Source organism: Marinomonas maritima (assembly GCF_024435075.2).
GTDB classification, from domain to species: Bacteria; Pseudomonadota; Gammaproteobacteria; order Pseudomonadales; family Marinomonadaceae; genus Marinomonas; species Marinomonas maritima.
The window spans coordinates 640560-664372 of record NZ_JAMZEG020000001.1 but is presented as its reverse complement, the minus strand read 5'-3'; the positions used below and the strand labels follow the sequence as shown (position 1 = coordinate 664372).

At 42.9% G+C, this 23813-nt stretch carries 18 protein-coding genes; 7 read left to right on the top strand and 11 right to left on the bottom strand.

The window, feature by feature from the left end; genetic code table 11:
• Positions 1-124 precede the first annotated feature (124 nt).
• Complete coding sequence (gene hemE / locus M3I01_RS03235) at positions 125-1225, top strand: uroporphyrinogen decarboxylase (protein WP_255894142.1); 1101 nt, start codon at positions 125-127, stop codon at positions 1223-1225.
• A 74-nt stretch (positions 1226-1299) separates the two neighbouring features.
• Here hemE and M3I01_RS03230 read toward each other — a convergent pair whose 3' ends face one another.
• Positions 1300-1668 carry a hypothetical protein gene (locus M3I01_RS03230; RefSeq protein ID WP_255894141.1) on the bottom strand — a complete coding sequence of 123 codons (369 nt, stop codon included), beginning with the start codon at positions 1666-1668 and terminating at the stop codon, positions 1300-1302.
• A gap of 140 nt (positions 1669-1808) precedes the next feature.
• On the opposite strand from M3I01_RS03230, the gene M3I01_RS03225 reads away from it, so the two are divergent.
• A complete protein-coding gene (locus M3I01_RS03225; RefSeq protein ID WP_112140713.1) occupies positions 1809-2147 on the top strand; it encodes a P-II family nitrogen regulator in 339 nt (112 codons plus the stop codon).
• A gap of 88 nt (positions 2148-2235) precedes the next feature.
• Here M3I01_RS03225 and M3I01_RS03220 read toward each other — a convergent pair whose 3' ends face one another.
• The 5 genes from M3I01_RS03220 to M3I01_RS03200 all read right to left on the bottom strand — a co-directional run bounded on the left by M3I01_RS03220 (position 2236) and on the right by M3I01_RS03200 (position 6486).
• Positions 2236-2946 carry an ABC transporter permease gene (locus tag M3I01_RS03220; RefSeq protein WP_255894140.1) on the bottom strand — a complete coding sequence of 237 codons (711 nt, stop codon included), beginning with the start codon at positions 2944-2946 and terminating at the stop codon, positions 2236-2238.
• Between the two features lie 3 nt (positions 2947-2949).
• Complete coding sequence (locus M3I01_RS03215; RefSeq protein ID WP_255894139.1) at positions 2950-3639, bottom strand: ABC transporter permease; 690 nt, start codon at positions 3637-3639, stop codon at positions 2950-2952.
• Positions 3640-3714: 75 nt separating this feature from the next.
• Entirely contained in the window at positions 3715-4473 is a 759-nt protein-coding gene (locus tag M3I01_RS03210; RefSeq protein WP_255894138.1) for a transporter substrate-binding domain-containing protein, read from the bottom strand.
• Between the two features lie 82 nt (positions 4474-4555).
• Complete coding sequence (locus M3I01_RS03205; protein WP_275564915.1) at positions 4556-5323, bottom strand: ABC transporter ATP-binding protein; 768 nt, start codon at positions 5321-5323, stop codon at positions 4556-4558.
• 143 nt (positions 5324-5466) lie between these two features.
• On the bottom strand, positions 5467-6486 hold the full coding sequence (locus tag M3I01_RS03200; RefSeq protein ID WP_255894136.1) for a GlxA family transcriptional regulator: 1020 nt from the start codon (positions 6484-6486) through the stop codon (positions 5467-5469).
• Positions 6487-6781: 295 nt separating this feature from the next.
• Between M3I01_RS03200 and M3I01_RS03195 the strand changes: the two genes are divergently transcribed.
• Positions 6782-11599 carry an NAD-glutamate dehydrogenase gene (locus M3I01_RS03195; RefSeq protein ID WP_255894135.1) on the top strand — a complete coding sequence of 1606 codons (4818 nt, stop codon included), beginning with the start codon at positions 6782-6784 and terminating at the stop codon, positions 11597-11599.
• A 53-nt stretch (positions 11600-11652) separates the two neighbouring features.
• Complete coding sequence (locus tag M3I01_RS03190; protein ID WP_255894134.1) at positions 11653-12888, top strand: aspartate aminotransferase family protein; 1236 nt, start codon at positions 11653-11655, stop codon at positions 12886-12888.
• A gap of 62 nt (positions 12889-12950) precedes the next feature.
• On the opposite strand, the gene M3I01_RS03185 is transcribed toward M3I01_RS03190, so the two are convergent.
• The gene (locus tag M3I01_RS03185) at positions 12951-13811 is read right to left on the bottom strand and encodes a PhzF family phenazine biosynthesis protein (protein WP_275564914.1); all 861 of its coding nucleotides are present in this window, start codon (positions 13809-13811) and stop codon (positions 12951-12953) included.
• A 213-nt stretch (positions 13812-14024) separates the two neighbouring features.
• Between M3I01_RS03185 and sbmA the strand changes: the two genes are divergently transcribed.
• Entirely contained in the window at positions 14025-15317 is a 1293-nt protein-coding gene (gene sbmA, locus M3I01_RS03180) for a peptide antibiotic transporter SbmA (protein WP_275564913.1), read from the top strand.
• An 81-nt stretch (positions 15318-15398) separates the two neighbouring features.
• Here sbmA and M3I01_RS03175 read toward each other — a convergent pair whose 3' ends face one another.
• The 3 genes from M3I01_RS03175 to M3I01_RS03165 all read right to left on the bottom strand — a co-directional run bounded on the left by M3I01_RS03175 (position 15399) and on the right by M3I01_RS03165 (position 19698).
• Positions 15399-15608, bottom strand: coding sequence for a hypothetical protein (locus tag M3I01_RS03175; protein ID WP_255894132.1), 210 nt, complete (start codon positions 15606-15608; stop codon positions 15399-15401).
• Between the two features lie 135 nt (positions 15609-15743).
• Positions 15744-18680 carry a bifunctional [glutamate--ammonia ligase]-adenylyl-L-tyrosine phosphorylase/[glutamate--ammonia-ligase] adenylyltransferase gene (glnE, locus tag M3I01_RS03170; RefSeq protein ID WP_255894131.1) on the bottom strand — a complete coding sequence of 979 codons (2937 nt, stop codon included), beginning with the start codon at positions 18678-18680 and terminating at the stop codon, positions 15744-15746.
• A 70-nt stretch (positions 18681-18750) separates the two neighbouring features.
• The gene (locus tag M3I01_RS03165) at positions 18751-19698 is read right to left on the bottom strand and encodes a CYTH domain-containing protein (RefSeq protein ID WP_255894130.1); all 948 of its coding nucleotides are present in this window, start codon (positions 19696-19698) and stop codon (positions 18751-18753) included.
• 125 nt (positions 19699-19823) lie between these two features.
• Between M3I01_RS03165 and argE the strand changes: the two genes are divergently transcribed.
• Together argE and argA are read left to right on the top strand one after the other, a co-directional pair.
• Positions 19824-20984, top strand: coding sequence for an acetylornithine deacetylase (gene argE, locus M3I01_RS03160; protein WP_255894128.1), 1161 nt, complete (start codon positions 19824-19826; stop codon positions 20982-20984).
• A gap of 4 nt (positions 20985-20988) precedes the next feature.
• Positions 20989-22311, top strand: coding sequence for an amino-acid N-acetyltransferase (gene argA / locus M3I01_RS03155; RefSeq protein WP_255894127.1), 1323 nt, complete (start codon positions 20989-20991; stop codon positions 22309-22311).
• Positions 22312-22380: 69 nt separating this feature from the next.
• Here the strand turns inward: argA and M3I01_RS03150 are convergent, their stop codons facing one another.
• A complete protein-coding gene (locus M3I01_RS03150; RefSeq protein WP_255894126.1) occupies positions 22381-23793 on the bottom strand; it encodes a DegQ family serine endoprotease in 1413 nt (470 codons plus the stop codon).
• Between the last annotated feature and the right edge of the window lie 20 nt (positions 23794-23813).

The following is a 23813-nucleotide window of genomic DNA, read 5'->3' as shown; positions in this document are numbered from 1 at the left end:
CTGCCATAGATCAATCTTATTGGTCTTTTCGTCTGCCTTCCCATAAATTGTGCTTATTCACTCTGCTTTTCCCTCACAAGTTAGGTAAAATGCGCCAACTGAAAATTTACACTGGAGAGTCCTGATGTTTCCTGAGCTTAAAAATGATCGCTTTTTGCGCGCATTACTCAAACAACCTGTCGATACTACCCCTGTATGGATGATGAGGCAGGCAGGACGTTACTTGCCAGAATATCGTGCGAGCCGAGCCACAGCGGGTGACTTTCTAAGCCTTTGTAAAAACGATTCGTTTGCTTGTGAAGTTACTTTGCAACCGCTGAAGCGCTATGAGCTAGATGCCGCCATTTTGTTTTCAGACATACTAACTATTCCAGACGCAATGGGATTAGGTTTGTATTTTGAAACAGGCGAAGGCCCAAAATTCAAACACACTATTCGCAATAAAGCGGACGTTGACGCCTTGCCTGTTACAACAGCAAGCGATTTAGATTACGTAATGAAAGCCGTTACCACGATTCGCCACGCGTTAAACGGTGATGTACCACTGATCGGTTTTTCAGGCAGTCCTTGGACGCTCGCGACCTACATGATCGAAGGCGGTTCTAGTAAAGATTTTCGTCATATCAAAGCCATGATGTACAAATCCCCTGAGACTTTACATGCGCTGCTAGACAAGCTGGCAAAGTCAGTTACAGCCTATCTTAATGGTCAAATTTTAGCGGGGGCACAAGCGCTGCAAATTTTTGACACTTGGGGCGGAATCTTAAGCGGGCCTATGTATCAACAGTTCTCTTTACTTTATATGAAGCAAATTATGGACGGCCTCATTCGCGTTCATGAAGGGAAAAAAATCCCCGTGATTATGTTTACCAAAAATGGTGGCCAATGGTTAGAAAACATGGCTGCAACAGGGCCTGACGCAATAGGTTTAGATTGGACAACAGACATTGCTGAAGCCCGTGCTCGTGTCGGCAATAGTGTCGCTCTTCAGGGTAACATCGACCCTTGTGTGCTCTACGCAGGTAAAGATGTGATCGAGCGAGAGGTAGAGAATGTATTGTCAGGTTTCGGCACTGGCAGTGGCCATGTATTTAATCTTGGCCACGGTATTCATCAATTCGTCAATCCTGACCATCCAAAATATTTGATCGACGCTGTTCACAAGCTCGGACGAAAGTACCATGAGCCTAAGTTTGATGATTTAGACGCTCTAAATGGCCTTTAATTAGACATCTCTTCTGACATAAGCGATCACACCTTAATAGGGTCAAATTTCTACAGATTCTATTAAGGTTCCTGTCATGCTACCAAAGACTCAAACTGCTTCAAGCACAAGCTCCCTATATTATTAGTTTGTTTCTTCCATACTCCGCCTGACGCTATATCCAAGCAATCAAATACCTCGTTAACGTAACAACAAACATGATCAATACCACGTCGATCTAACCAAGACAATCGCCCCAGCATTTGCCCATTTTTAAATGGAATAAGCACTAACCTCAAACGCAAATTAATACTCACTTCACTAACTTTATAACAAATCACATTTTGTGACATAGAAATACGAAATAGATCCACACCCGCTTGATTCGACAGCAAGGCGGCAATATCCACAAAAAAAGGCTCGGATCTTGCGATAAAAGACTCGCCTGATATTTTTTTTTCCATTTCATACACTCCAACTTCCATCCTAAACTAGGGTTTATATTTTTATTAAATGTAGATCATAATTGTCAACCTAGTAGCGACTTTTACAATAGAGTGGTATTTTTAGACGACATAATGCTTTATTAGTATGGAGAGAATAGATGAAATTAATTACGGCCATTGTTAAGCCTTTTAAACTTGATGAGGTGCGTGAGGCACTGTCTGAAATGGGGATTAATGGCATTACCGTCACAGAAGTGAAGGGGTTTGGACGCCAACGAGGCCATACAGAACTTTATCGTGGCGCTGAATATGTAGTCGACTTTCTGCCAAAAGTAAAACTAGAACTTGCCGTAGAAACAGACCAAGTAGAGCGTGCTATTGAAGCCATTCAGCACAGTGCAAATACGGGAAAAATTGGTGATGGCAAAATATTTGTTACTGCTTTAGAGCAAATCATTCGGATTCGTACCGGTGAAACGGGCGCCGAAGCGATTTGATCAGCCAGATAGATCTAATCAATTAAAAAAACAGCAATAGAATAAAAAAAGAGGCCCAAGCCTCTTTTTTTATTCTATTGCTAAAATGTCATCCCTTATCTGGTACCTTAATTGATAAGGTGCCCAAATAACGATTTTGACGCAATTCGATTTGACGGAAAATAGCAATAATCACAATACTAATGATCAAGTAAATCCCCCCAGCTGCCAAGAAAATCTCCATTGGCGTATAGGTTCTTGCAATAATGGTTCTTGCCATGCCCGTTAAATCCAAAATAGTGATCGTACTGGCCAAGGCACTACCTTTAAGCATCAAAATAATCTCGTTACCGTAAGCAGGCAAAACAATTCCAAATGCACGGGGCAATAAGACACGACGATACATCTGAACCTTTGACATGCCAACGACTTTACATGCTTCAACCTCTCCTTGAGGAATAGCCTGAATAGCGCCACGAAAAATCTCAGCTGTATAAGCTGAAGTATTCAAAGTGAACGCAATAATGGCACACCAAAACGGCTCCTTAAGTATTGGCCAAAATATACTCTCTCGTACTGCATCAAATTGCGACGCTCCGTAATACACCAAAAATATCTGCACAAGCAGAGGTGTCCCACGAAAGAAAAAGATATACGCAAAGGGGATCGCTTTAATCCAAGCAACCGGTGAGATCCTTGCCAGTGCGATAGGTAATGCAAACACGCCACCTAACACAATGGATAAAAGCACTAACTGAAGACTGACCCAAGTGCCTTCTAATAAGCGAGGAAAATATTCAACAACAACTGAAAAATCCATAGGTTATCCCCTCGTTAAACCACGGCTTGCGCGTTTTTCCATATAGGAAACAAACACCATAGAAATAATGGTTAAAGCCAAATACATAAACGCAGCCACCAAATAAAACAAAAATGCTTGTTTGGTACTACTCACGGCGATATTGGCTTTACGCATTATATCCTCTAACCCGACAACGGAGACCAGTGCAGTATCTTTCAGCAAAACAAGAAATAAATTCCCAAGCCCAGGCAAGGCAATTCGCCATACCTGTGGCAAAATAATACGGTAGAACTTTCGAATGGTTCCCATCCCCAAAGCGGTTGCCGCTTCATGCTGCCCCTTTGGAATAGACTGTAAAGCACCTCGAAACACCTCTGTTGCATAAGCACCAAAAGTCAAACCGAGTGCCGTAACGCCAGCGGCGAATGCTCCAACCTCAATATATTCGTCGTACCCAAATAAACCCGCTATCGCCATCAATACAGTGGTTGCACCAAAGTAAATGATAAGAACTGTTAATAACTCAGGAATACCACGAATGATGGTGGTATAGGTATGAGCAACCCATCGGATGGCTTTGATAGTAGATAATTTGGCAGACGCGCCTAATAATCCCAGAATTAAACCAACAAACAGTGAAGACAGCGCTAGCTCTAAGGTAATAACAGCACCTTGCAGCAGCTGACCACCGAATCCATGAAGATCAATCATAGTTTTTTCTCAGAGTAAGCTTAAAGTAAGTTTCTCGATGACAAAGCATCGAGAAACTCTAAGAAATATCTACGCTTAGTAGATAGAGAACGGGAAGTATTTAGCATTGATTTTCTGGTAAGTACCATCGGCCAAAATTTCATCAAGTGCTTTGTTCAATTGCTCTTTCAACTTTGTATCACCTTTACGGATGGCAATAGCAATGTTGTCAGTTTTCATGAACGCGCCACCTTTAAACTCAAATTTAGCACCATCTTTTGATGTTTTTAACCAGTTATACGTTGGCAACTCATCAGATAGAACAATGTCTAAGCGACCAGATTCAAGATCTAGATAAACATTATCTTGATTATCGTAAAATTTCAGATCCGCTTTATCAGTGAAATTATCTTCTAAAAATTGAGCGCCCAAAGTCGCTCGTTGCGCACCTATTGTTTTACCTTCAAGGTTTGCTAGGTCAAATTTTTCACCAACGCGCCCCATAAAACGCAAACCGCCTGAATAGTACTTATTAGTGAAATCTACCACTTTAAGACGCTCTTCAGTGATCGACATAGACGCAATAATCGCATCAAATTTGCGTACTTTTAGACCTGGGATCAAACCATCCCAATCTTGCGTACCAATCTCACAATCCGCTGACATTTTTGCACAAAGCGCACGAGCAATATCAACATCAAATCCCTGCGGCTTTCCTGATGAATCAATAAAGTTAAATGGTGCCCAAGCACCTTCAGTCACAAAACGCACTTTTTCTGCCGCTTGCGATGATACTGATGACAGTGCCGCTGTTAGCAAAAGAGCTGATCCTAAAACCATTTTTTTCAATTTCATTGTAATCCCCTTAGGTATATTTATGTATTTAGTCATTATTACTTTTGTATTTTTATTAATTTAATAATCGTGTATTTTTTGCTCAAAAAACACTGGATATAAACGCTTTGCAACGCTCAGATTTTGGCGCGCCAAAGACCTGCCCCGGTGTTCCTTTCTCTTCCACTATACCCTGATGCAGAAACACTACCTCACTAGATACTTCGCGAGCAAAGTTCATTTCATGAGTCACGATCAGCATAGTACGCCCTTCTTCCGCTAGGTTGCGCATAACGCCAAGCACTTCACCCACCAATTCAGGGTCTAAAGCAGACGTCGGCTCATCAAACAAAATAACCTGAGGGTCCATTGCTAATGTTCTAGCAATGGCCACTCGCTGTTGTTGTCCACCTGACAGCTGATTCGGATACATATCCTTTTTTTCAGCGATACCAACCTTACGCAATAGGTGCTCTGCATACTCAGCAACTTCATGCTTAGGTCGTTTTAGCACATGAAGTGGCCCTTCCATCACATTCTGTAGAATTGTCATGTGAGGCCATAAGTTAAAGCTTTGAAACACAAACCCAATCTGCTGACGCATTTGAGTAAGTTGTTTCATGTTGCTCGCCACTAAATCTGACTCACCTTGGATCAAATCAAGTTTATTGCCGTTAAAGACAATGTCACCTTTAGTTGGATTTTCAAGCAAATTAACACAACGTAAAAACGTACTTTTACCTGAGCCACTGGAGCCAAGAATTGAAATGACATCGCCATCATAGGCTTTTAGAGAAATACCTTTCAACACCTCAATATCACCAAACGTTTTGTGAATATCAATAAGCTCTAACGCCGGGACTTTCGACATGTTCTCTACCTTTTTTTTATATTATATAACTTATTATTTTTAACGTAATAACAACACAACACTTAACCTATGAAGGCCGCCTGCTTACGCTATCAAGTAGAATACAAGAATCACGCTAAGAATAATGCAGCCCATATTTTAAGTTACTTTTTCCAAAGCCGCCTCTTTTTCTTGTCCATTTGAACAAGAGTTGGGCTTTTATTATGGCATTTATTACGCTCTTCTCTCGGCGATATGCCAAAAAAACCTTTGTAGGTTGTACTAAAATGAGGTGCAGAACCAAAACCGCACGCCAAACCAACCTCTGTAATTGTTTTATCTGTCTGAACAATCAATTGCTTAGCATGTTGTAGACGCAATTCTAAATAGTAACGAGACGGCACTATATCTAAATTGCCCTTGAAGAGCCGCTCTAGGTGACGTCTAGACACCCCAACATGGTAAGCAATGTCGTCAGACGACAGTGGTTCCTGAATATTCGCTTCCATTAGTTGCACAGCTTCGACAAGCTTTGGCTGACCGGTACCAATACGAGCCTGTAGAGGAATTCTTTGTGGGTCTTCATGCGTACGAATTCGCTCACAAACAAACTGCTCAGATATATTACTCGCTAAAGACATACCATGCTGCTTACCAATGAGGAACAACATCATGTCCATGGCTGCTGTGCCGCCACTGCAAGTATAACGATCTCTATCCACTTCAAAAAGGTGATTAGAGACGATCGTTTGCAAAAATTCATCCCGTAGATTCGCAAGACTGCGCCAATGAATCGTCGCTCGATAGCCATCTAACAGCCCTGCTTTTGCCAATAAATAGCTTCCAGTACAAACACCACCCAAGCCTACACTTCTTTTTGCTTGTTTTTTTATCCAATTTTCTAAAGTCTGACTTTCGTTTTTTATCACAGGAGAGGCACCACAGACAAAAATAGCATCCAAATCACTTGGGGCTTCACTTGTCAGATAATCTGAAACCGTTGTAACCCCCGTACTTGAAGGTGTTTCTCTTAATTCATGGCTGATAGTACAAAAAGAATAAAGCTCTTTTCCTGTCACCCAATTTGCCATATGCAATGTCTCAATGGCAGATGAAAAACCTAACATAGAATAGTGAGGTAAAAGCAAAAAACCGTATTTTAATGGTTTTTTGCTTGCCTGCATGATTTCTCTTGATGCGAATTCGGTCTTGTACAAAATATTATCCTGCGAACTATAGGCAAAAAAGGAGTTTATTTCGTTTAAAATGGATAACAAAGGTTTTTTTCATATTGAGCAAGACTTTTTTAGTCCAATTAACCAAACATGATAACAACATGTCGCTATTAGATAAGTTAGTAGCTATCAAAGGAGTCATTTTTTCATAATAATCGTACACAGAGTCCGAACCCAATACTTTCGAAAAATTGCATTTACAGCTAGTTTTATTAAGAACACCACTCATGAGGGATGAGTTCTAATGACTGATTACAAAAAAAACGAATTAATTGAACGCGTTGAAGTAGAAATAAACGGAAACTTTAACGCCGCCGAAGCAAATGATTTGATTCAACTTGCGCGCCTTTACTTCCAGGACTCTCTAACGGAAGACTTAGTTAGCGAATCCATCGAGAACCTATATGGCACGATCATTTGCCTATGGGATTTTTTGCAACAACGTCCAACAAACCAGCCAAAAATTCGTGTGTACAATCCAAACTACGAAGAGCATAGCTGGCAATCTACCCATACAGTAATAGAAATTCTAACGGATGATATGCCTTTTCTCGTATCGTCTTTTAGCATGGCGCTTGTTCGCCTTGGTCATACTATTCACATGACAGCTCACCCTGTTGTCCCTGCACAGCGTAACAAGAAAGGCGAGCTTCAAAGCATCAACCCTGCTTCTAAGTCACAAGAAGCGTTAATGCGATTTGAAATAGATCGCTTATCTGATATCAACTTACTTGATGACATTAAAGAAGAACTACTTAAAAGCTTAGTCGATGTAAATAAAACCGTGGCCGATTGGCCAAAAATGAAAACAAGATTAAGTGAAATAATTAGCGAGTCAGAACAGCTAGTCCATTTAAAAGGCAATGAGGAACACCAAGAAATTCTGGATTTCTTACGCTGGGTAGCCAATGATCACTTTACCTTTATTGGCTTTCGCGCCTATGACCTTTCTATTGAAGGTAAAGAAACACATCTCAAATTAGTCGATGGTTCTGGTCTAGGAACTTTCCGTGACATTAATGACAAAAAAGTAAAACGCGACATCGTTTTACACGACAATCTTGCCAAACTCGCGATAGACAGTAGTAACATTCTAATTTTAACTAAGTCGACGGCTATTTCCACCGTCCATCGCCCTGTTCACCTTGATTACCTAGGCATCAAACGCTTCGATAAAACAGGCAATGTGGTTGGCGAATGGCGCTTCTTTGGCTTGTACTCGTCTGCCGCCTACATTGCTCGCTTGCAAGATATTCCGTTATTACGCAAAAAATTGGATATCATCGTCCAAAAAGCCGATGTGGATCCAAATAGCCACAAAGGCAAAAACCTTAAACATATTTTAAACAGCTACCCTCGTGATGAAATGTTACAAGCGCCGGTAGAAGAGCTTTTCGGCACAATTGAAAGCATTCTAGCCATTCAAGAGCGCCGTCAGCTACGTGTTTTCCTCCGTAAAGACATCTATGGCCGATTCCTAAATGCATTAGTTTACGTGCCGCGAGATCGTTACAACACAGAACTGCGTATGAAGATGCAAGAAATCTTAATGAGCGCTTGCAACGGTACTAGCTCTGAATTCAATGTTCAGTTCTCGCAACTTGTTTTGGCCCGAGTCAACTTCACCATTCAAATTGCAGACCCTAAACAGAGCCCAACCATCGACGCAGAAGACATTCAGCGTAAGATGCAAGATGCAATGAGTTCATGGGAAGACAAATTACTAAACGCTCTCCATAAAAGCCACGGCGAAGAAAGCGGCAACATTTTATTTAATGACTATGTTCCTTATTTACCAGCGGCTTACCGAGAAGACTTCTCACCCAATGCGGCCGTGTTAGACATTGAACGCTTAGGCCAGTTAGGTGATGAAGGCGATATTTCAACGCATATTTATCGCCAAGTTGGGCAGACAAAAAACAATTATTTTTTCAAAGTATACGGTGCCGGTACGACACTTATTTTGTCTGACGTATTGCCTATTTTGGAATGCATGGGGCTTCGAGTATTAGAAGCTCGCCCATACGAATTGGATCAAAATAGTGACGGCTCGGCGAACACCTGGGTGGTTGAATTTGCTATTAGCGTTGATGCTGATGTCAATCTTGAAAAAAATTCACAGCGTGAAGCTTTCCAAGATGCTTTCAACCAAGTATTCAGCCGTCGCGTTGAAAATGATCGCTTTAACGCCTTAGTGTTAAGCGCTTCATTGACATGGCGTCAAGTTACCATGTTACGCGCATTGACCAAGTATTTGATGCAATTACAAGTACCTTTCTCTGTGCAATATATGCAGCAAACGCTTGAGAAAAACGCAGGCATTGCCCGTCTACTGGTACAGCTATTCGAACAACGCTTTGATCCTAGCCAAGAAGCAAAGCGCGGTGAAAAAGTACAAAAAATACTAGACAAAATAGCCGCAGAGCTGGATCAAGTCGCCAATTTAGACGAAGACCGCATCCTGAAACACTATTTATCTGTGATTCAGGCGATGTTACGTACCAACTTCTACCAAGCTGGTCCAGAAGGCAATGTTAAAGACTACGTTTCTTTCAAACTTGATCCGTCAATGATTCCTGCTGTGCCATTGCCAAGACTGAAATTCGAGATTTTCGTTTATGCACCTTGGGTTGAAGGTATTCACATGCGCGGCGGTAAAGTGGCTCGTGGTGGACTTCGTTGGTCTGATCGTATGGAAGATTTCCGTACCGAAGTCCTTGGCTTAGTAAAAGCACAAATGGTCAAAAACGCCGTTATTGTTCCATCTGGTGCAAAAGGCGGATTCGTCGCGAAACAATTGAAAAAGAATGCGTCTCGTGAAGAAGTGCAAGCGGAAGTGATTCGTTGTTACACGACGTTTATTAGTGGCTTACTGGACATTACCGATAACCTAGTACAAAACGAAGTGGTTCCACCGCTATCCGTTCTTAGATACGACGAAGATGATCCTTATTTGGTTGTGGCTGCAGATAAAGGAACCGCCACCTTCTCCGATTTAGCCAACAGTATTTCTGCAAAATACGGCTTCTGGTTAGGCGACGCTTTCGCTTCTGGTGGTTCTAATGGTTACGACCATAAGAAAATGGGTATCACAGCCCGTGGTGCTTGGGAATCAGTCAAACGTCAATTCAAAGAAATTGGCATTGACTGTCAAACATCCGATTTTTCAGCGGTTGGCATCGGTGACATGGCTGGTGACGTATTTGGTAACGGCATGCTGTTGTCTAAACATACGTGTTTGATTGCAGCCTTTAACCACATGCATATCTTCATTGACCCAACACCTGACGCTGCAACTTCTTTTGTTGAACGCGAACGCATGTTCAAATTGCCTCGCTCATCTTGGGAAGATTACAACAAAGACCTTATTTCAAAAGGCGGTGGTATCTTTAATCGCTCAGCGAAGTCGATTCCAGTTAACGCTGACATTCGTAAGGCACTAGGTATCGAAGGCAACATCAAGTCGATGCCACCAATCGATTTAATCAACGCTATCTTGAAAGCCCCCGTCGACCTTCTTTGGAATGGTGGTATCGGTACTTATGTGAAGTCTGAGGGTGAATCTCATGCTGATGCTGGCGATAGTGCAAACAATGGACTGCGCGTAAACGGCAAAGAGCTACGTTGTAAAATTGTTGGCGAAGGCGGCAACCTCGGATTAACACAACTAGGACGTATTGAATTTGCTCAAAAAGGTGGCTTAATCAGTACTGACGCCATCGACAACTCTGCCGGCGTAGACAGCTCAGACCACGAAGTAAACATCAAGATTCTATTAAACCGTGTGGTGGAAAATGGAGACTTGACCGAAAAGCAACGTAACAGCTTACTGGCGGAAATGACGAATGAAGTCGGTAGCCTTGTATTACGCCATAACCGTGGTCAGAGCCATGTTTTATCCTTAGCAAATGCTCAAGCACCTGAGCGTTTGGCGGATCACTGGCGCTTAATTCAGTCACTTGTGAGAGAGGGCCGCCTAAATCGTGAAATTGAATATCTACCAAGCGATACCCAAATAAAAAGACGCTTGAATAAAGGGCAAGGTCTAGCTCGTCCTGAGATTTCAGTTCTATTAGCCTACTCAAAAATCAAATTGTCTGAGCAACTAGTAGAAGACGGTATTGGTGAAGACGTTGATTTGACCACTCAAATTAACGAATACTTCCCAACACAGTTAACGAAACACTTTGGCGGTCAAATGGCGTCACACCCGCTGATCCAAGAAATTATTGCCGGACATGTGACAAACAACCTAGGCAACCGAATGGGGCCAACCTTCAGCACCTATATGCAAGAAGAGACCGGCGCGTCTTCTTTGAACGTAGTGCGTGCGTACATGGCCGCAGAAGACATTTTTGGTATTCCAACACTGTGGGATGCAATTAATGGCCTAGACTTTGCTGTTTCAAATGACATATTGAATGGCTTACTGATTCGAGTTCAAGGTTTGCTTGAGCGTGCAACACTTTGGTTATTAAGAAACACACGCGAAAGCCTATCAATCCAGCGTTTGAAAGACACTTATAAGCCTGGTGTTGATATTATTCGAGCCAATATGCAAGCGATCTTAACGGAATCCAGCCAAGCACATTTGGCTGATATTGCAGCAGAACTTGTTGCTCAAAACATTCCAGCAGACGTTGCAGAAAAACTCTCGTCTCTGCCTTACCTGTTCTACGGATTAGATATTATTCGTGTTGCAGCAAATACAGAAACAGAAGTCTTAGATGTCGCCCAAACTTACTTTGCCCTTGAAATGGACTTAGAACTGCATTGGTTACGTCATAAAGCCAGCGAGTTATCTGCAGATGACATGTGGCAAAGACGTGCAAAAGCAGGATTAGGTGACGAAGTAGATAATAGTTTAAGAACCCTCACTCAAGAGGTTATTCAATCCAGTCCGGATATCAAAAAACTGGACCAACGTTTAACTCATTGGCGCGAGTCGAACAGCGACAGTATCAAGCATTACCGTACGTCTTTTAGTGAAATAAAAGCCGAAAGTGAATTAACGCTTGCCATGGTCACTGTCGCTATTCGTGAGTTAAGAAATCTGATATAAATCAAAGGCGGCCGTCGCTTCGGCCGCCTATTTTTAAGAGGTCTTTTTTGAAGATGGATAAAAAAGTGACACAACAAGTAACGAGAGCAACCTTTGATGACGTAATGGTGCCTAACTACGCGCCGTCAGCAATCATCCCTGTACGTGGTGAAGGCTCTCGCGTATGGGACACAGAAGGCAAAGAATATATCGATTTTGCAGGCGGCATTGCTGTTACTGCATTGGGTCATTCCAACCCTACTTTAGTCAATGTCATGCGCGAGCAAGCTGGAAAAATCTGGCATTTAGCCAATGTCATGACAAACGAGCCAGCATTACGACTTGCGAAAAAGCTAACAGAAAAAACCTTTGCTGATCGTGTCTTCTTTGCAAACAGTGGAGCAGAAGCCAACGAAGCGGCTTTTAAACTCGCTCGTCGTTACGCGTTTGATCACTTTGGCCCAGAAAAACACGAAATCATTGCCTTTAATAAGTCGTTCCACGGTCGCACATTATTCACCGTTTCTGTGGGTGGACAAGCTAAATACAAGGAAGGTTTTGAACCGACTCCAGGTGGTATTAAGCATTGTGACTACAATGATATCGAACAGCTGAAATCTCTGATTTCAGATAAAACCTGTGCGGTTGTCATGGAACCTATTCAAGGGGAAGGCGGCATTATCCCAGCAGACAAAGCGTTTGCTAAACAAGTTCGAGAGCTGTGTGATAAACACAACGCTCTGCTGGTTTATGATGAAGTGCAATCTGGTGTTGGCCGTACAGGGACTCTTTACGCCTACGAACAACTAGGAGTCATCCCTGACGTATTAACCACGGCGAAAGCGTTAGGTAATGGTTTCCCAGTTGGTGCGATGCTTGCGACAAAAGAAGCTGCGAAAAGTTTGGCTTTCGGCACACACGGTAGCACCTATGGTGGTAACCCAATGGCTTGTGCCATTGCAGAAGCCGTTATTGATATCATCGATACACCGGAAGTACTAGCGGGCGTGGCTAAACGCCATGATCTATTTGTTGAAGGCCTAAAAGCCATCAATGAAAAGCACCATGTCTTTAAAGACATTCGTGGCATGGGGCTTTTAATCGGCGCAGAAGTTATTGACAGTTTGGCTGGCAAAGCGGGTGAGATTGTCAAAGCATCGGCTGCAGAAGGCTTATTTGTCCTAGTTGCGGGCCCAAATGTTTTACGTTTGGCACCGTCACTTATTATTACAGAAAAAGATATCGCTGATGGCCTTGCTCGTCTTGATAAAGCAATTGCTACAGTGATTGCAAATAACAAAGTGGCTTAGGTATATCAGCACACAGTAAAATAATAAAAATCGGGCTACGGCCCGATTTTTTTATACTTCGGTCACACTTCAACCGTAATTTTTTTATAAAACGCCCCCTCACCGCCGACCTGAACCCGCGTCAGTTCACTATTACTCAGAGATAATTGCGTCACTATACGTGATGACATCTGCATAGCACGGCCTTGCTCAAACACCGCGTGATGATAACCAAAATGCCGGTTCAAATAACAAGCCAACGCACCGCTAGAGCTTCCAGTAGCTGATTCTTCTGGTATCCCAACCGCAGGCGCAAAGTTTCGACAACTTGCGGTGTAAGGTGCTTCTGGCAGGTTCATTTCAAACACATGAAAACCAACACAATGATGCAGCTGACAGAAACGCTTTATTGCATCGCTATCAATATCTAAACAATCCAAAACTCCATAGGGAACCGGTATCAGTACATCCATCAATCCAGTAGACATCGCTTGAATCGGCAATGCGGACTGAATAATAAGCGATGGCTGAATCCCCAGCATGGGAGCAATCTCTTCTGCGTTAAACTCAGAGAACCAAATAGGAAGACTCTGGCTCATCAAAACATCACCATTTAGCAGTACTTCTACTGGCAAAATACCCGCTTTCGTTTCCTGCTGATATTCCCCCGCAGATATGAGTTCTAAATGATGCAGTAACCAAAAAGCACTTAACGTTGCATGACCACAAAAATCGACTTCAGTCGTCGGTGTAAAAAAAGAAAGTAAATAGTCCGCCATGGCACTCCGACTAATAAAAGCCGTTTCTGAAACACCAACGGCTTTTGCAATAGATTGCTTCTGCTGGTCAGTTAACCGATCAGCGTCTAACACTACCCCTGCCAGATTCCCCCCCTGACCTGAAATGGAAAAAGCACGGATTAAATATACTTCTATTTGACTCATGTAAGGCTCCTTTTTCATGATTCTGCAGAGTAGCACTCAGTAATGCTACAAAACCATCCACTCTCATGATGATTATCGTTTTTTTACTGCTTACTTAAAATCTGTTTGATTGTGCTTATCTCATGACTGGTTTAAGCTGCTTCACCGACATTTATTAAGTCAGCGTACTCCAATGACTTATAAACCATTCAATTAATGTAGAGAAACTAAACTGTGTTTCAATCCTTCTTTCCAAACCCTAAGCTCTTCTTTCTCAGCTTTGTTTTATGGGCGCTAGCCTGTGTTCTTGGTTGGTATTTCATTGTCCAAGACGTTGGCGCCAGTTTAAGTTTAGGTTCACTATTCGGCATTCATTTTCCTGACGCCTTAACCGAAGGTGCGGACGCTGCCGTTCAAGCCGCTTTTCAAAGTGCACAGAAAACAGCATTAGATATTTGGCTATACCAGTACATGATACTTTGTTATCTGATTTTCGTCAGCGCTTGGATCGCTTACGGCGGACAAAAGTGGGCTAAATGGTCGGTGCTAGGATCGGCACTCATTGTCTTCATCACATGGTTTCAAGTGCAAGTAAGCGTCATGCTCAATGAGTGGTATGGCTCCTTCTACGACCTCATTCAAAAGGCGTTAGCAGAGCCAAACAGCATTCCATTGTCGAGCTATTACGCCCAACTATCCACTGTGGCGGTCATTATATTGGTTGCTATCACTGTGTCAGTGCTAAGCAATTTCTTTATCAGCCACTATGTCTTTCGCTGGCGCACCGCCATGACAAGTTATTACACATCAAAATGGGATCAAGTTCGTCATATTGAAGGTGCGTCACAGCGCATTCAAGAAGACACCATGCGCTTTGCCTCTATTGTCGAAGGCTTAGGCGTTAGCCTGTTAAGGTCCGTGATGACATTGATTGCCTTTTTACCCATTTTATGGGGATTATCCGGATACGTAAAAACACTTCCCCTGATCGGAGAAGTGCCCCAAGCCTTGGTTTTTACCGCCATTGTTTGGTCAATTTTTGGCACCTTGTTACTTGCTTTAGCGGGGATAAAACTTCCCGGATTAGAATTTAAGAACCAACGTGTCGAAGCCGCTTACCGAAAAGAGTTGGTTTATGGGGAAGATCATGTCGACCGGGCAACCCCCATCACTCTTGACGAGCTGTTTGCTAATGTACGTAAAAACTACTTCCGATTATACGCTAACTACTTGTATTTCAATGTCGTGCGTTATGGTTACTTAAACGTTGGGCAATTTGTTCCTTTAATAGTATTAGCCCCTTCTATTATCGCTGGTGCATTTACTCTAGGGGTCATGCAGCGTGTCATGAACGCCTTCAACCAAGTGGAGAATTCGTTTCAATACCTAATCAACTCTTGGACGACTTTGGTCGAATTACTTTCAATATATAAACGATTAAAAGCTTTCGAAGCAGTCATTGATAATAAACCTTTGCCAGATGAAGATAGCCGCTATATCGAGACGACCAACAAACACACTGACTAATATTAAACGATAAAAAAGCCCCTCAAATCTTACTCTGAGGGGCTTTTTTTTGTTTCAAACTATGCTGAATAACAACTTACATCAAACGTTAATATTGATATTTTGACCAAGATTATCCGTTGTTGTATGTGATCCGCTGCTCGCAGCCGGCGTCACGCTTTTTGTTGCTTCTTCTATCAGCGCAAGGTCCTGTTCCGCTTTTTGCTGCTGAGCTACTTTCGCTAAGCTCGCACTGTAGGCTTCACTTGCATAATCCATTGCAGGACTACTCATACCATTGATACTAGGCATTTTTCCCCCTATTTATTCACTATCATGAACTTAACAATATAATTTTCAAAAAATCGCTCAATGCCAAAAAGCATCAATTACATTAAGTATAGACATACTTTGATCAATTTACGAACACCTTTTTTACGCTTAGATCTACGTTTTGGTATCATCAGTCATTACAAAGCTGTCCCAGTATTGACTCACTAAGGTCTGACTATCGACTAATGCATCGTCTTGAATCACACGACCTTGCTGCTGCAAGCTCAATCGGTGTGCACGAGACCGATACAGAGTGTAATTATCAATCATTTTTTCAGCCTGATCCGCGTCGAGCAAGCCGACAAAAGCAACAGCCTCTAATTGGCGAACATTATCTGAAAAGCGCATTAACTCTGGGTATTTGTATGACCACGCTAACACAAAGTATTGCACCATAAACTCAATATCTATGATGCCACCAGCGCCTTGCTTTAGGTCGAAACCTTTTTCTTTACCACCGGTATCAAGGTGGGCGCGCATTTTTTCACGCATTTTGATGACTTCAGTTTTTAGCTCATTACGGTCACGAACGGATGCAATAATTTCTTTACGACAATCTTCAAATTTAGCCAACAAATTAGGTTCTCCAGCCAACCCACGCGCACGGGTAAGTGCTTGATGCTCCCAAATCCACGCTTCTTTTTGCTGATAATCATTGAAAGCATCTAGACTGGACACCAACAAACCGGAGTTTCCAGAAGGCCGAAGCCGCATGTCTACTTCATACAAACGACCCACCGCCGTAAAACTGGTAATCATATGAATTAAACGCTGACCAAGACGTGTATAAAACGTTAAATTATCGATACTACGGTTGCCATCCGTACTGCCTGACGCCTGCGCATCATGAATGAACACCAAATCCAGATCGGAATCATAACCCAATTCCCAACCACCTGATTTCCCATAGCCAATAATGGCCAATTGTGGCGTTTGGGCGGCCTCTCCCTGACTCACGGGAAAGCCATGTTTCTTAATCAAATAATGCCAAGACTGTTGGAGTACTTGCTCTAATAACACTTCGGCCAACCAAGTTAAGTGATCGCTCACTTTCATCACCGGCAATATCTCAGTGATGTCACACGCTGCAATACGTAAAATAATAGAACGTCGAAAACGGCGCATGGCGTCCATTTGCGCTTCTTCGTCGTCTTCCGGTAAACGCAATAGCATTTGCTGAAGTTCTTCCACCAGCATGTCTTTGTCTGGCGGAGAGAATAGCGTATTGGCATCCAATAATTCGTCTAGTAAAGCGGGTGTTGTCGAAATCGCCTCAGTAAACCACACACTTTCCCGACATAAGCGAATAAGGTGCATCAATGCGGTGTGGTTTTCACATAATAAAACCAGATACGCAGTGCGTCGAAGTACCGCTTCTAAAATAGGAAATACTCGCTCTAACACTAAGTCGGGATTCACTTCCTCCGTCAGTTTAAACATGAGTGCGGCTAAGAAAACAGCCAGACGCTCTTGTCCTATCGGCTGCATAAAGACCACATTACGCGAGCTAAGCAACTGAGTGATGCGCGTAACGTTCACCTCTTTATCTTGCCAAGCAATCAATTCTATTGCGTCCAGTATTGCTTCTCTATCTTCTGGTCGCTTGATCAACAGCCGCCATGTTTTCTGGCTGTCTACTTCTTCACTACTCTCTTCGCTATCATCAATTAATGCCACGAAAGAGCGATGCACGTTTTTACGCACTTCCCACAAACGCGTGTCCAATTCCTGCCAAGAAGCAAAACCAACCATCAAGGCAATGCGCGTACGCGACATGTCATCTTTTGGTAATAACTGGGTTTGCTCATCGTTTACAGCTTGCAGAGCATGTTCCGTTCGTCGTAATAATAAATAGGCTTCACGTAATTCATCGACCTTTTGGGCAGATAAATAATCTTGCTTAACAAGATAAGGCAACACCTTTAATAACGCCGGTGTCTGCAAGCCTTGATCTCGACCGCCATGCAATATTTGCAATGCTTGAGCGATAAACTCTACTTCACGAATGCCCCCTTCACCCAACTTAATATTATGTTCTATGTCTTTACGACGAACCTCTTTGGCGATCATCTGCTTAAGATCACGTAGCGCGCCTATCGCTCCAAAATCTAGGTATTTACGGTAAACAAAGGGTTTACGCAAAGCTTCAAATTCACGAACATCCAACGCATTACCCGACATGACTCTCGCCTTAATCATGGCGTATCGTTCCCAGTCTCGGCCTTGGTCTTGATAGTAATTTTCAAGTGAATCCATGTTCAACACTAAAGCGCCAGACTGACCGAAAGGCCGTAAACGCATGTCTACGCGAAAGACAAATCCATCGGCGGTCACTTGATCTAAATGCTGAATCAGTTTTTGACCTAATTTTGTGAAGTATTCCTGATTGGACAGACTTTTTTTACCGCCTTGTGTATCGCCATGGTCTCGAAAAGCAAAAATCAAATCAATATCGGATGATAGGTTAAGCTCATTCCCTCCCAACTTCCCCATTCCAATCACAATCATCGACTGAGGAAGACCATTACAATCCAACGCCTGACCATACAAGGAAAGATACTGCTGCTCTGACCAACCTAGACTCGCGTTAACACAAGCATCGGCTAATCCGCTCAAACGATGCGTCAGCTCGGTCAATGAAAGGCGTTGTTGAATATCTAAAGCGATCAGGCGAACCATCCACCACTGTCGATACAAACGCAGGCGCTTCACAAAACTGGCTTCGTCCATATGCTCTTGAGGCATATTTGGGCACGCTGCCGATTCATAAGAGAAAAGCGCCTCACCTGACATTAATGCTTCTTTAGACGGTCGCTCAGGCAAGCTATCCAATATCAATACATCGTCTAACCAATGCGGAAACCGCATGAATTGATGATGTAAATAATCACTTAACACCCACAATGGCTCTAATTGGGCAATTTGATCTTTATGTAGTCGATCAAGGCTTTGTCTTTGTCTGGCCTCTTGCACTTGCTCTAATAACAAAGAACGTTGCTTGGATTGTTCACAGAAAAGTGTGTAGTTTGGATTCAAATTCGGTGGTATCAAAGAAGCCTTCCTTTACAAAAAAATATCTGCTTATTTTTCGAACAAAAACTGTTTATTCAATACGAAAAAGCTAAAACGCCTGTCTATTTAACCATTGCCCAACTCGTAGCATCGCCAAACCAATGGATTTCATGCCAGCTAACGACCCCAGCAGCAAGGACTCTTCTTCCAGTAAGCGCTGCTCTAATTCGTTATCTAAAGAGTCGAGTATATGAGCCATTTCGCTCGGTAAACACACTTTCAACTGCGACATAGAATGACGAAATGGCTGCATCAGAGCCTCATCTTTCATAAAATACATTGCTTCCCAATACACTAGCCACACTTCAAACCAATACGCGGCTAATTCAATTTCATTCGTTGTATTGAGTGGCTTTTTAGGGAATTCGATTTGTCCATATTTCAATCGAACGCCCTTTTGAGCTTTTGAGACAATACTAACCTGCACTGGAACCTGCTCAGCTAATTGCAAAGCAAAATCATACAAACCTGCTTCGCTACCGTCTTTTAACTCTAGTTCCAACTCACAAATCGAGTCCTCACCATAAGGCGACGTCACCAGTCCTTGGTCGCACACCACTTCCATCTTGGTTTCTGGAGCAACAATATTCCACACTTGTCGCTCAAAATCCGTTCGGTAAACTTCAATCAGCTTACTGCCCCATGACATATTTTGTAATGATTCTGGTAGTGGAACCTCTTTTAATAACGATAAATCTAACTGATCATTAGGCAAAAACCATTCCCATTCCCCACGAGCATGCATACCAACACGGCTACTACCACGGGTTTTTACTGTCTGGATAAATTGATCATTAACGGCACGAATACGCAGCGCCATTCCGGCCTGCATCAAACTCGCTTCTTCGGTATCAAAGTACGCGTTCATTAACGTCAGAGTTGGCTGACGGGATTGCCCGTCCGTATCAGAAAGTCCACAAATTCCATCAAGAAAGTCACTTGCGGACTTGAGATACTCAGACTGAACCATTAACTTAAGTTCTAGCTCGGTAGCCATAATAAAAAAACCTCAACAACCTTTGCCACTAAGTAAACAGCAAAGAAAAAATAATTTGCGCAGAAGTGTACCAGATGCCTAGCTTACGGTAGTAATATTAGACAATAACTACAAGGAGCATCATTATGCCCGCACTTCCCTCTCTTATTAGTATGATGTCGCAACTTATTGCATCGCCATCTATCAGTTGTAGTCAAGCGCACTGGGATCAGTCAAATAAAGGCGTGATTCAATTGCTTGAAAGTTGGTTAAGCTCGCAAGGCTTCCAGTGTGAAATAATGCCATTGCCACACCAGCCTAATAAGTTCAACTTGATAGCCACGCTTGGTAGCGGTGATGGTGGTTTGGTGCTTGCTGGTCATACCGATACGGTTCCCTATGACGAAGGCCGCTGGCAGTCTGACCCTTTTTCATTAGAAGAAAGAGACCAAAAACTGTATGGCCTTGGCAGCTGTGACATGAAAGGCTTTTTCGCTATTGTGTTAGATACGATACAAGCAATGCAGCTTTCTGACCTCAAACAGCCGCTTATTATTTTAGCGACCGCTGACGAAGAAAGCTCAATGTCAGGTGCTCGCGCTCTGGTAGAACAAGGTTCGATCAAGGCGAGATACGCCTTGATCGGCGAACCCACTTCATTAACGCCCATTTACGCCCACAAAGGCATTATGATGGAACGCATCCAAATAACAGGACAATCGGGGCATTCTTCTAATCCCTCTTTGGGAAACAATGCATTGGATGCCATGCATGAAGTGATGTCGGAACTTATGGTATTTCGTCAGCAGCTTAAAAAAAACTATCGCGACGCCAGTTTTGTTATCGATTACCCCACCATGAACTTCGGCTGCCTTCACGGCGGCGACAACCCCAACCGAATTTGTGGTCGTTGTGAACTGGAATTTGATTTAAGGGCACTACCCGGCATGAGTAACCAAGCATTAATGGCGGAAATTGCTCAACTACTACCTCGTATAGAAGAAAAGACAGGAACAAAAATACAGTTAAATAGTTTATTTCCTGATGTTCCGTCTTTTTATACGCCAATCGAATCGGATATCATAAAAGCCTGTGAAGCCTTAACAAAACGTCAAGCCAGTACAGTGGCGTTCGCAACAGAAGGTTCTTTCCTAAACCAAATGGGAATGGAAACCTTAATATTAGGGCCGGGGTCTATTGATCAAGCCCACCAACCAAACGAATTCATGGCGTTGGATCAGATTCAACCCATGCAACAGGTAATACGCGGTTTAATCCAGCGTTTTTGCCTTCAACCTAATAAGTAAGACAATGAGGAACAGCGTGCCTGAAGAACTTAATTATGTGGACTGGTTCCGCCATTCTTCCCCCTATATTAATGCTCATAGGGGAAAAACTTTTGTTATCCTAATTCCAGGAGAGGCCGTTGAATGTGCTCATTTTTCAAGCATTATTCATGATCTCGCCTTATTAGATTCCTTGGGAATACGCTTGGTCTTAGTCCAAGGCGCGCGCCCACAAATCAGTAGAATCTTGTCAAACCGACATTTACCAAGCCGTGTCGAGGACGATTATCGCGTCACGCCACAAGATCAACTTCTGGACATTATCCAAGCGTCAGCGGCAGTACGTGTACAACTTGAAGCACAGCTTTCCATGGGGCTTTCGAATACACCTATGGATGGAGCTCGACTAAAAGTCTGTAGTGGTAATTATGTCATCGCCAGACCGTTAGGCGTAGTTGATGGCATCGATTATGGCCATACAGGTGAGGTGCGTCGCATCGACACTGAAGCGATTTTTCGCCTGTTAGAAGATGACAATATGGTATTGTTACCGCACCTTGGTTTTTCGCCAACGGGAGAAGTATTTAACTTAAAAAGTGAAGATGTCGCCATCCAAGCAGCGATTCAGCTTAAAGCGGATAAGTTAGTTATCTACTCTGAAGAAGAAGGTGTGTTTAAAAGCAACGGCGAACTGTACTCTGAACTGTTAACAAAAGACGCTGAAGTCATTTTGAAAGAAAAGTCATTACCAAGTATTACCCACGCAGCATTAGATGCCTGTGTTCAAGCTGTTCGTCAGGGCGTGCCCAGAGCACATTTGATTTCCTATAATGAAAATGGTGGTTTACTAAGAGAACTCTTCACTCGCGAAGGCTCAGGCACCATGATAGATGAAGACAGCTATGAGCAATTACGCCCCGCGCATATTGATGACGTCGGCGGCATGATGGCTTTGTTAACACCATTGGAAGAGAAAGGCGTATTAGTAAGACGATCCCGTGAACTACTAGAAAATGAAGTTGATCGCTTTATTGTTATCGAACGCGATGGCGCCATTGTTGCCTGTGCAGCACTTTATCCATTTGAGCAAGAATACGCAGGTGAATTGGCGTGTTTAGCGGTGTCGCCCGATTATCGAGGATCAAACCGTGGGGAACGCTTATTAAAAGGCATTGAGCAAGCCGCAAAATATCAGAAACTCAATACACTTTTTTTGTTAACCACTCGAACCGCGCATTGGTTTATCGAACGCGGCTTTAGCGAAACAACACTGGCGAGCTTACCCACACAAAAACAAGCACTGTACAATTATCAACGTAACTCTAAAATCTTCTCAAAAGCACTTTAGTCTTTACGCGCTTTAACAAGGCAATAAAAAAGCGACCAAATGGTCGCTTTTTTGCATTTCACCTATTCTTTATTCCACAATTTTAAATGGGATAAACATGGGATAACCTTGTCGAATAACACGCATTGGTACAGACCGATCATTCGGAATTGCCTTGGCAATTTCAGTAAAAGCAGCGACACCATCAATACGTTTACCATTCAGCATGGTAATAACATCACCTTGTTGAAGGCCATTACGTGCTGCTGTTCCACCCATAACCTGCTCAATAATGACACCACTCTCAATATCAAACTTCTTTGCCATGTCTGCAGGAACTTCCCCTACAATCATACCAAGACGATTTTGATCTTGTTGAGACTGAGCCAGTGCTTTCGGATCGTTTGGTCTGGCTTCTAACGTGACAGAAATAGTTTGCTCTTTTCCATCTCGATATACTTTTGCATCGACTTTTTCGCCCGCTTTCATCTGACCCACAACATAAGGTAATTCTGCAGAGTGCTCGATTTTTTTACCATTAAATACCATGATAATATCGCCAGACTTCAAGCCAGATTTTTCGGCTGGGGAATCCGGTAGCACTCGGCTAATTAACGCGCCGCTTGGTCGATCTAAACCAAAAGATTCAGCCAACTCATTGTTCACATCCTGAATCAATACGCCCAACCAAGCTCGAGACACTTTACCGTCTTGTTTTAACTGATCAACAACAGACATCACAACATTAGAAGGAATCGCAAACGACACCCCCATAAACCCACCAGAACGGGTGTAGATTTGTGAGTTAATTCCCACTACTTCACCGTCTAGGTTAAACAAAGGCCCACCAGAATTACCTGGATTAATGGCAACATCCGTTTGGATAAAAGGCACATAACTGTCAGACGGCAGGTTTCGCCCCGTTGCACTGACTATCCCCGCAGTAACCGTGTAATCAAAGCCAAACGGTGAACCAATGGCCAACACCCACTGTCCGGGTTTCAGCTTGTCTGAATCACCCATTTTTACGATAGGCAAATTATCGGCATCAATTTTTAACAACGCTAGATCCGTTCTAGGGTCTGTTCCCACTAATTTAGCAATATATTCACGGCGATCGTTTAGGCGTACATGAATAACATCCGCCTCATCAATCACATGATTATTCGTCAGCACATAGCCATCTTGGGAAATAATAAAACCAGATCCCAATGAACTTCGTGGTCCCTGCTGTTGAGGTGGTGCTTGCTGACCAAAAGGCTGTTGGCCAAAGAAGTGCTTAAAGAATTCGTTGAGTTCTTCGCTATTAGGCCCTAATTGCTGACCTCCTTCATTAGCCGTTTTTGTGGTAGCAGTTTGTTCCGTACTGATATTCACAACAGCGGGAGAGGCCTCTTCCACTAACTCCGTAAAGTCAGGGAGTGAAGCCGCATGAGAAAGCATAGACGTCAGCATAAAAGTACTGACAAAAACCACGCTAACATGTTTGAGCAATCTGTTCATTGATTGGTCTCCTTATAAGA